This window comes from Thermosipho globiformans, from assembly GCF_003990895.1.
Classification (GTDB): Bacteria; Thermotogota; Thermotogae; order Thermotogales; family Fervidobacteriaceae; genus Thermosipho; species Thermosipho japonicus.
In genome coordinates, this window is sequence record NZ_BHXD01000036.1 from 1 (window position 1) to 1,374 (window position 1,374).

At 29.8% G+C, this 1,374-nt stretch carries 2 protein-coding genes; both read left to right on the forward strand.

From position 1 onward, the window contains the following. Positions 1–172 precede the first annotated feature (172 nt). Positions 173–451 carry a hypothetical protein gene (locus EO083_RS09700; RefSeq protein ID WP_241230040.1) on the forward strand — a complete coding sequence of 93 codons (279 nt, stop codon included), beginning with the start codon at positions 173–175 and terminating at the stop codon, positions 449–451. Positions 452–475: 24 nt separating this feature from the next. Beyond that, entirely contained in the window at positions 476–1,066 is a 591-nt protein-coding gene (gene tsf / locus EO083_RS09705; RefSeq protein ID WP_126994247.1) for a translation elongation factor Ts, read from the forward strand. Positions 1,067–1,374: the final 308 nt, after the last annotated feature.

Consider the following 1,374-nt stretch of genomic DNA (forward strand, 5'->3'; position numbering starts at 1 on the left):
GTTAATAGACACGCTTTCTGCTCATCCTAAAATGATTAGATTGATTGAAAAATAATTTTTACATTGGCCAGGGTGAATTAATGTTATCAATGATTTTCATGTATTAGGCCATCTTGATTTTCCAAGAAGATTTGTAGAAAATAATGAACCATTTTCAAAAAAATTATATCCGTTGATCTCAGAGATTTTTAAGAAAATTATAAAAGAAGAAAAGATATTAGAGGTCAATACTTCTGCAATATACAGATACGGTGAGCCTAATCCTTCATATGATATTTTAAAGCTTTATAGAGACCTTGGTGGAAAATATGTTACAATAGGTTCTGATGCCCATAGGTTGGAAGATGTAGGAAGAGGTATTTTAGATACTTTAGGTAATTTGAAAGATATAGGTTTTGAATATATAATGGTATTAAATGATGGAAAATGGGATATGGAGAAAATTGTCTAAAAATAAAGAGGAGGAGGAGAAAGTATGATTGATGCAAAGCTTGTTAAGGAATTAAGAGATAGAACAGGTGCTGGAATGATGGATTGTAAAAAGGCACTTGAAGAAGCAAATGGAGATATGGAACAAGCTATTGAAATCTTAAGAAAGAAAGGTATTGCAAAGGCAGCAAAGAAAGCTTCAAGAGAAACTAGCGATGGAATTATCGCGGCTTACGTTCACTTTAACAAAAGAATTGGTGTCTTAGTTGAATTAAATTGTGAAACAGATTTTGTTGCAAGAACAGAAGACTTCCAAGAACTAGGTAACAAAATTGCAATGCACATCGCAGCAATGTCACCAAGGTGGGTAAGAAGAGAAGATGTCCCACAAGAAGTTATTGAAAAGGAAAAAGAAATCTATAGAGACCAATTAAAAGATTCTGGAAAACCAGAACATGTTATAGAAAAAATCGTAGAAGGAAAATTAAACAAATTCTTTGAAGAAAATTGTTTGTATGAACAAAAATTTGCATTTGATGAAGATAAAACCGTTGAAGAATTAATTAAAGAATCTATTGCAAAGATAGGAGAAAACATCAGAGTTTCAAGATTTGTAAAATATACAGTTGGTGAATAATTTTAAAATTAATTCGGTAAAAATAATGTTTTTAAAAATGGCTTCGGTAATAAACCGGAGCCATTTTTTATTTATGGATATTAAATATTGAGAGAAAATATATTAATAATTTTTTATAACAAATAAATTTTCATAAAGAATTTATTATAGATTAAGTTTAAATTGTTCTGTGTGGTTATATAAGTTATTGAAACTTAATTCATGAAATAGGTAGAAGCAATAATAAGTATATTATACTGCTCCCCTGAAGGATTGGACAGAGAAAAAAGAGAGAGTATAATTTTTCACGAGGGGGAGTGAAAAGTATG